Origin of the sequence: Geomonas sp. (genome assembly GCF_035254065.1) — a bacterium.
GTDB lineage: Bacteria > Desulfobacterota > Desulfuromonadia > Geobacterales > Geobacteraceae > Geomonas.
The window spans coordinates 1-6,313 of sequence record NZ_DATFBA010000317.1; the positions used below are offsets into that span (position 1 = coordinate 1).

Consider the following 6,313-nt stretch of genomic DNA (forward strand, 5'->3'; position numbering starts at 1 on the left):
GTAAGAGTGGTGCAGGTGCGAGGCGCAGTCAGGCTGCAGGCGGTAGCGCTCGGCGAGCACCTCCTCCCCGCCGGCCTGGAAGGCCTCCCCTCCGTGCAGGGGGATGCGGTCGGTGACGCACTCCCTTAAAGGGAAGAGCCCCGCAAGCCGCACCGCCTGGTCCACCGTGTCCTGTGCCATCTTCCGATAGGTGGTCCACTTCCCGCCGGTGATGGTGAGAAGTCCCGAGGGTGAGCGTTCGATCAGGTGGTCCCGGTGCAGCCTCGCGGTGTCGGAGGCGGCGGGGTCCCCCACCAGCGGCCTCAGCCCCGCCCAGGAGGAGAGCACCGCATCCTCCCCCCCCGCCCCTCCCAGTTCGAAGTACTGCTCCAGATGCCGGAGCAGGTAGTTCACGTCTTCTTCGGTCGCCTGCGCGGAAGCGGCCGGCGAGGCGGGACGGTCGGTGGTGCCCACCAGCGTCCGTCCGTGCCAGGGAAGGACGAAGAGTACCCTGCCATCGCGGGTGTGCGGGATGGTCATGCCGGTATCGCCGGGGGTGAGGTTCCGCGAGAGCACCAGGTGGCTCCCCGCGCTCACCTGCAGAAGCGGCTTGGCGCCGGGATCGGCTAGCCGCCTGACCAGGTCCACCGAGGGGCCGCAGGCGTTGACCAGGCAGCGGGCCCTGATCTCCCACTCCTCGCCGGAAAAGCGCTCCCTGACCTGCACGCCGCAAAGAGCCTCGCCCTCCCGGACGAAGTCGACCACCTCCAGGTAGTTGGCCAGCGCCCCCCCCTTGTCCAGCGCGGTGAGTGCCAGGGCCAGGTTCATGCGGGCGTCGTCGAACTGGCCGTCCCAGTAGAGGACGCCCCCCTTGAGTCCCCTCCTTCTCACCGCGGGAAAGCGCCGGATCACCTCCTCGGCCCCCACCAGGGAGCTGGCACCGATGCCGGTGGCCCCGGCCAGCAAGTCGTAGAGTTTGAGCCCAGCAGATAAGTAGGCGAGATCGCGATAGCTGTAAAGCGGTACGATGAAGGGGAGGCTGCGGCAGAGATGAGGGGCGATGCGCAAGAGGACGCCCCTCTCGTGCAGGGCGTCCTTCACCAGTTTGAAACTGGCGCGGTCCAGCCCCAGCAGCGCCCTTTCCAGGTAGCGGACGCCGCCGTGCAACAGCTTGCTGCTCTTGGCGCTGGTGCCGGAGCCGAAGTCGCCCTTCTCCACCAGGGCGACACTCAGCCCGCGGCTGGCCGCATCCAGGGCGACTCCGCAACCGGTGGCGCCGCCGCCGATCACCAGCAGATCGAAGGTGGTTCCCTGTCGCAGAGGTTGTAGTACTGATTCCCGCTCTCTCACCGGCGCTCCTGTTCGTATCTATCCTGTCTGATTACTATTATAGAGCCGGTCACCGCTACGGCAAAGGAGACCGGGGCACATCTTATGGTAGCCGTTACTGTCTCAACCATACGACAAAGACTGTCACAGCCCCCAGGTGAAAACGCACAGCTATAACTATTTGTTTTTTTGATATACTGTTACTGTCAGGAGTCGGTCTTTGGACCCGGTTTTGGGAAGAGGGGGAACGTCATGAACGTATTAGATTGCGCACTCAAGATCGAAGCGGAAACCGTGAAGTACTACCAAGGGCTCCAAAAAGAGAGCCGGCAGCCGGAGATGAAAAATCTCTTCTCGTTGCTGGCCGCCTCGGAACAAGATCACCACAACAACCTCATGAAATTGAGGAATTCCATCCCGGCCAACGCCCAGATGGACGGGCTGGAAGCCGCGTCCTGCAGCTTCAACCCGCTTATGACCCAGCAGGAACTGCTCAATGAGAAGGAGAGCGACCCGGACCTTTACAGGTTCACGGTCAAAGAGGAAGAGCAGGAGATCAAATTCTACGAAAGCCTCGCCGCCAAGGCCCCGGACGAGCCGACCCGCAAGGGGCTGCTCATGCTGGCGGAGGAGGAACGCAAGCACCTGACCACCATGGAGAACATCTACGACTTCGTGGAGGGGCCCAGAAACTACCTTGCCTGGGCCGAGTTCAGCAACCTGCACGAGCTCTGAAGCCCGGGCAGCAGAGGCACCAACAAAAAAGCCCGCGCGAGCGCGGGCTTTTTTGTGCCCTGAAACCATAGGCCGCTAGCGGCTCCCCTTTTCGGCGGACGCCTCGGTCATGGCCTCCGGATGGGCGCTGTCCGGGTCGCATTCGGGGCGCAGGTAGCGCTCCATGTCCTGGTACAGGCGGTCGGTGGTGAGCCTGATGGCGGAGAGCGTATCGAAGTCCATGGCCTTGCCCGTCAGGCAGTTGCCGTAGAAGCGATCCACCATACCCTTCAGCTCCTGCACCATCCGGTAGCTGTCCCTCAGCATGAGATAGGAACTCTCACTCAGTTCGCGCACTCTCTCTTCCCTCATTCCCGATTTCATGACTGTCTCCTTTGGCTCGATGAACGCGGACTAGCGCCAGTGGATGCAACTGACGGGACAGCTGTCGATGGCCTGCTGGATCTTGTCCTCCTCGGCACCGGACTGGTTGTACACTTCCGAGACGCCGCCGTCGTTCAAGCGGAACACCTCCGGGGCGATGCTGGCACACAGGCCGCACCCTATGCAAACTTCCTGATCTACTTCTACCTCGCGTGCCATGCGGCACCTCCTGGCGGTGATTCCCCCGCCGGAGTCAGGCGGGGATACGACGTGGGCGGCAACCCTGATTTGGCGGAAAAAGCGAAAGGGGCGGTTTTTGAGGGGGATGTAACAGGATGTACCGGCTGACAGAGTTATCTCGGTTCTCGTTATCTCGTTTTGTACGTCAGGCAATCCGGGTGTGACTGGTGCACGCCGACTTTCACGCTGGGGGCGCTGCACTCCAGCGCCTGGTTATAGGTGCATTTCTCGACCTTGCAGGCGCCGATGCCGCCCTGGATGTCGGGAATGCCACCTTTTTGGTTGCCGTGCATGTAGGTATCACAGCTGGGGCAGGGGTCGTTGGGGCCGCCCACCGTGATGGCGAGTGTATGACAAGCGTTGTGCTTGTTGTAGGAGCAATCGGTCACGTCGCACGAGACAATCCTTACCATGTCCTTCTCCATTATCGATCTCCTTTGTGCCGTCCCCTTTTCGCTAAAAGAAGGTTTAGCAGCTGCCACCGGATAGTCAAGGGGATTGCGCGGAGAGGCTGTTTCCTTTAGACTGTCGCGGCTGGCAACAGCGAAGGGGGCAATGAGCCCCTGGAGAATCGAGGGGTTGGGACCGAAATGCCGAAGGAAATAACACACTGGATGCTGGCCGAGCGTGCCCTGGAGGCGCTGCCGGAGGGGAGCAGGCTGCGCAAGGTGATCGCCTGCCACAAGAAGGCCTACCTGGGGGGCGCCGTGCTCCCCGACACCCTGGCCCACATCTTCAAGGGTCCCTTCCACCCGACGGCGCGCGAACTGGGGCATCGTTTCCACGATGCACCCGGCAACAGCTACGCGCCGCTGATCGCCGTGGAGCGCCGCTTCCCGGACGGGCTGCCGCCGGAGTTGCTCTCCTGCCTGCTGGGGGTGATCAGCCACATGGAGGCCGACGTCTCGCTGCATCCCTACGTCTACGCCGCCAGCGGCCAGGCGGGCATCGGCGAGCACTACCGGATCGAGACCGCGATCGACCTGCATTTCCTGAGATCGCCCACTCCCCCCGGCCAGCGCAGGCTGGACCGGCTGCTCTGCCCGGCGACCCGCAAGGTGATGGCGAGCGCGGCGGGGCACCTGTTCGACCCGGAGGGGGCCCTGCCGCCGGCGGCCCTGGAGCGCGCCCTGGAGCTCCATTGCCGGTTCCAGGCGATGTACGACCGAACCCTGTGGAAGATCGCGGTCAGGCTGCTGGCACGGATCTTCGGCTCCCCGTACCGGGAACAGCGGCATCTCTTCTATCCGCTGCGTGGCAGATGGGGAGGGGGGAAATTCCCGACCGCAAAGACGAAGTGGCGGCATCCGGAAAGCGGGGAGATGAGGGATTCGGGGATCGAGGAACTGACGCGGGAGACGGTGGAGCGAACGGTGCGGGTCTTCGAGAGGATCGAGCAGGCCGGGAGCCTGGCGACCGCGCTCAGCACCCCGCCGGGAGCGAACCTGCTCACCGGTCTGCCTGGAGTGACCAAAGACGGCAAAGGGTAAAAAGGGTAACAGGGGAGGGACAGGGTGAGGATGGGTCTACCGAGCGAAGATCCGCCGCTACCCGCAACTTCCCCCGCCGCCGAAGCCGGGGATCTTCCGCTCCCGGCACCACTCGTTGATGAGACCGGTCGCGCAACCCACCCCGGCGTCAACCTTGAGCGCCGATACCGGGCAGTTCAGCGCGCAGGCCCCGCATTCCATGCAGGCGTCCCGGTCAGCCAGCCGCACCCGTTTCCCTTCCCGTTGGAAGACCTCGTGCGGACAGACCTCCAGGCAGCGCCCGCAACCGATGCAGCGCTCCTGGGCCAATTCCAGGGTGGCCACCCCCTGCAGATACCTGAAACCTTTCATCCGACCTCACCTCCCTTTCTCACAGAAACCTCCCCACCACGACCAGCACCAGCGCGGCCAGCAGGGCGCACCCCATGGCAGGGATGGCCAACCGCATCTCCTTCTTGACGCCCGAACGGGAGGTGTAGGTGGTACAGCCGGTGAAGTTCAGCATGTAGAAGGAGCTCACCGCCGGCAGCGCCAGGCAGGCGGCCAGGGCCACCGGCCGGCTCCAGTGCGCTCCATCGGCCAGGGCATAGAGGAGGGCGCAGTAGGCGAGTCCGGCCACGGCCCCCTTGATGGCGAAGCTTCTGGTCGGCAAAAGCGGAAGGAGCAGCGGAGCCAGCGCGATGCCGGTGAAGACCGCTCCCAGGTAGGCAAGCAGAGGGGTCAGGGCGGCCCCGTCCCCCACCAGCAGGGCCGCGGTCAGGTAGACCGCCGCCCCGATCACGGCCACGCTCTTAAGAACCAGCATGACCTCCACGGGGATCAGCACCAGGCGGTCGTACCAGTTGAAGCGGAGCTCCCGCATGGCGGCGGTGGTGACCTGCCCGTTGTCGAGATACTCGGGGAGCTGGTCGGCGCGCACACAGCAGTAAGAGACCGTGAAGCCGGTCCGCCTTTGCACCTCGTGGGCGGCCACGCCGGGAGCGCCGAGGATCGGCAGGATGAGCCGCCGGTGGCTGACCACCCGGGCCAGGCCACTGCTGGTCACCCTGTTGACCACTTCCTCGGTGCCGAAGGTCCCCTTGCCGGCCGCGCACCAGACGTTGATGCCGAAGGTCTCCAGCACCAGCAACCAGACGTCGCGCCCGGACAGCGCGCTCCGCACCAGGTCGAAGCTCATCTTGTAGTTGGCCGTCACCACCACCGGCGCTTCAGCGGTGGGCTCACCCAGCGCGTAGAGCCCCGGCGGCACCAGGTAGTGCATCCGGTTGATCCCCCAGCGGACCTTCCAGGTTCCCAGCCGGTCGGCGAGGAGCAGGGAGGAGCTCACCTGCGGGACCTTCGGGTTGGCCGTCCGGTACCAGCGCAGGAAACCGGGGACCTTTTCGTCTATCTCTCCGCCGCCGGCGGAGGTGCGCGGTCCTCAGCAGGGGGGAGCGTCGGGGTCGGCGGAGGGGGCGCAGCCGCCGGCCGTCACCTTGGGCTTGGCGACTTCGATCTTCTTGAATTGCCTGATCTTGAGGGGCTTTTCTTTTTCCATGAGGTCCAATGCTCGTTGTGGGTCAGCGGGGAGCGGCACGGTGTCACAGGGTGATGGGTGAGAATATATAGGAAATATTGAATATAGTCAACAGCGACCGGAGGTATCAGGCGAAGGCCGCCTCCCGGGCCGCTCCTCCTTAGGAAGGGAGGGTGCGGCGGGGAGGCACTGCTGGCAACCGTGGCGTGGTTCCCCCTCCCTAACCCTCCCCCTTCGGGAGAGGGGACCTCGGACGAGAGACGATCTTTTGAGTCGGCGGGAAATTGCCCGACACCTTCATAAATGGGAGCAACTCTCATACAGACGAGCGACTGGAGCCGGCCTATGAGTTGGACGGCACGCCGCCCCCCGGTTGGCCCAGCCGGTGGATCTTCAGCAGGTTGGTGGTGCCTGGCGACGACAACGGACTCCCCATGGTGATGACCACCAGCTCTCCCGTCTTAAAGGCGCCGGTAGCCAACACGGACTCCTCCACCGAGCGGATCTGTGCCTCGGTGTCCCCCTCGATGTCAACCCTGAGGGAATGGACACCGGCGTAGAGGGCCATCCTGCGGCGGACCTTCTGATGGGGGGTGACCGCGATGATAGGCACGTGCGGCCGGTACTTGGAGACCAAGGCGGCGGTGGAGCCGGTCTGGGT

The 6,313-nt window shown here is 64.4% G+C and carries 9 protein-coding genes; 2 read left to right on the forward strand and 7 right to left on the reverse strand.

Annotated elements, in window-relative coordinates:
• Nucleotides 1-1,329: glycerol-3-phosphate dehydrogenase/oxidase (locus tag VJ604_RS14585; protein WP_324083707.1), on the reverse strand; the 1,329-nt coding region annotated here is incomplete at its 3' end.
• A gap of 231 nt (nt 1,330-1,560) precedes the next feature.
• On the opposite strand from VJ604_RS14585, the gene VJ604_RS14590 reads away from it, so the two are divergent.
• Nucleotides 1,561-2,043 (forward strand): ferritin-like domain-containing protein, encoded by a 483-nt coding sequence (locus VJ604_RS14590; protein ID WP_324083710.1) that lies wholly within the window; start codon nt 1,561-1,563, stop codon nt 2,041-2,043.
• A gap of 75 nt (nt 2,044-2,118) precedes the next feature.
• On the opposite strand, the gene VJ604_RS14595 is transcribed toward VJ604_RS14590, so the two are convergent.
• The 3 genes from VJ604_RS14595 to VJ604_RS14605 form a co-directional block, all read right to left on the reverse strand.
• A complete protein-coding gene (locus VJ604_RS14595) occupies nt 2,119-2,406 on the reverse strand; it encodes a hypothetical protein (protein WP_324083712.1) in 288 nt (95 codons plus the stop codon).
• Nucleotides 2,407-2,436: 30 nt separating this feature from the next.
• Nucleotides 2,437-2,625, reverse strand: a complete 189-nt coding sequence (locus tag VJ604_RS14600; protein WP_324083714.1) for a ferredoxin — start codon at nt 2,623-2,625, stop codon at nt 2,437-2,439.
• Nucleotides 2,626-2,774: 149 nt separating this feature from the next.
• Complete coding sequence (locus tag VJ604_RS14605; RefSeq protein ID WP_324083717.1) at nt 2,775-3,059, reverse strand: DUF1540 domain-containing protein; 285 nt, start codon at nt 3,057-3,059, stop codon at nt 2,775-2,777.
• Between the two features lie 177 nt (nt 3,060-3,236).
• Here VJ604_RS14605 and VJ604_RS14610 point away from each other — a divergent pair, with 177 nt between their 5' ends.
• Nucleotides 3,237-4,136 (forward strand): zinc dependent phospholipase C family protein, encoded by a 900-nt coding sequence (locus VJ604_RS14610; RefSeq protein WP_324083719.1) that lies wholly within the window; start codon nt 3,237-3,239, stop codon nt 4,134-4,136.
• A 57-nt stretch (nt 4,137-4,193) separates the two neighbouring features.
• Here the strand turns inward: VJ604_RS14610 and hgcB are convergent, their stop codons facing one another.
• The 3 genes from hgcB to VJ604_RS14625 form a co-directional block, all read right to left on the reverse strand.
• Nucleotides 4,194-4,487, reverse strand: a complete 294-nt coding sequence (gene hgcB, locus VJ604_RS14615; RefSeq protein ID WP_324083721.1) for a mercury methylation ferredoxin HgcB — start codon at nt 4,485-4,487, stop codon at nt 4,194-4,196.
• A gap of 19 nt (nt 4,488-4,506) precedes the next feature.
• Entirely contained in the window at nt 4,507-5,673 is a 1,167-nt protein-coding gene (hgcA, locus tag VJ604_RS14620) for a mercury methylation corrinoid protein HgcA (protein WP_324083723.1), read from the reverse strand.
• A gap of 322 nt (nt 5,674-5,995) precedes the next feature.
• A partial coding sequence (locus VJ604_RS14625; protein ID WP_324083725.1) for a pyruvate kinase alpha/beta domain-containing protein occupies nt 5,996-6,313 on the reverse strand: 318 nt, incomplete at its 5' end.

Coding starts and splice junctions, on each gene's coding strand:
- VJ604_RS14590 (WP_324083710.1), top strand. CDS start 1,561: ATGAACGTATTAGATTGCGCACTCAAGATCGAAGCGGAAACCGTGAAG.
- VJ604_RS14595 (WP_324083712.1), bottom strand. CDS start 2,406: ATGAAATCGGGAATGAGGGAAGAGAGAGTGCGCGAACTGAGTGAGAGT.
- VJ604_RS14600 (WP_324083714.1), bottom strand. CDS start 2,625: ATGGCACGCGAGGTAGAAGTAGATCAGGAAGTTTGCATAGGGTGCGGC.
- VJ604_RS14605 (WP_324083717.1), bottom strand. CDS start 3,059: ATGGTAAGGATTGTCTCGTGCGACGTGACCGATTGCTCCTACAACAAG.
- VJ604_RS14610 (WP_324083719.1), top strand. CDS start 3,237: ATGCCGAAGGAAATAACACACTGGATGCTGGCCGAGCGTGCCCTGGAG.
- hgcB (WP_324083721.1), bottom strand. CDS start 4,487: ATGAAAGGTTTCAGGTATCTGCAGGGGGTGGCCACCCTGGAATTGGCC.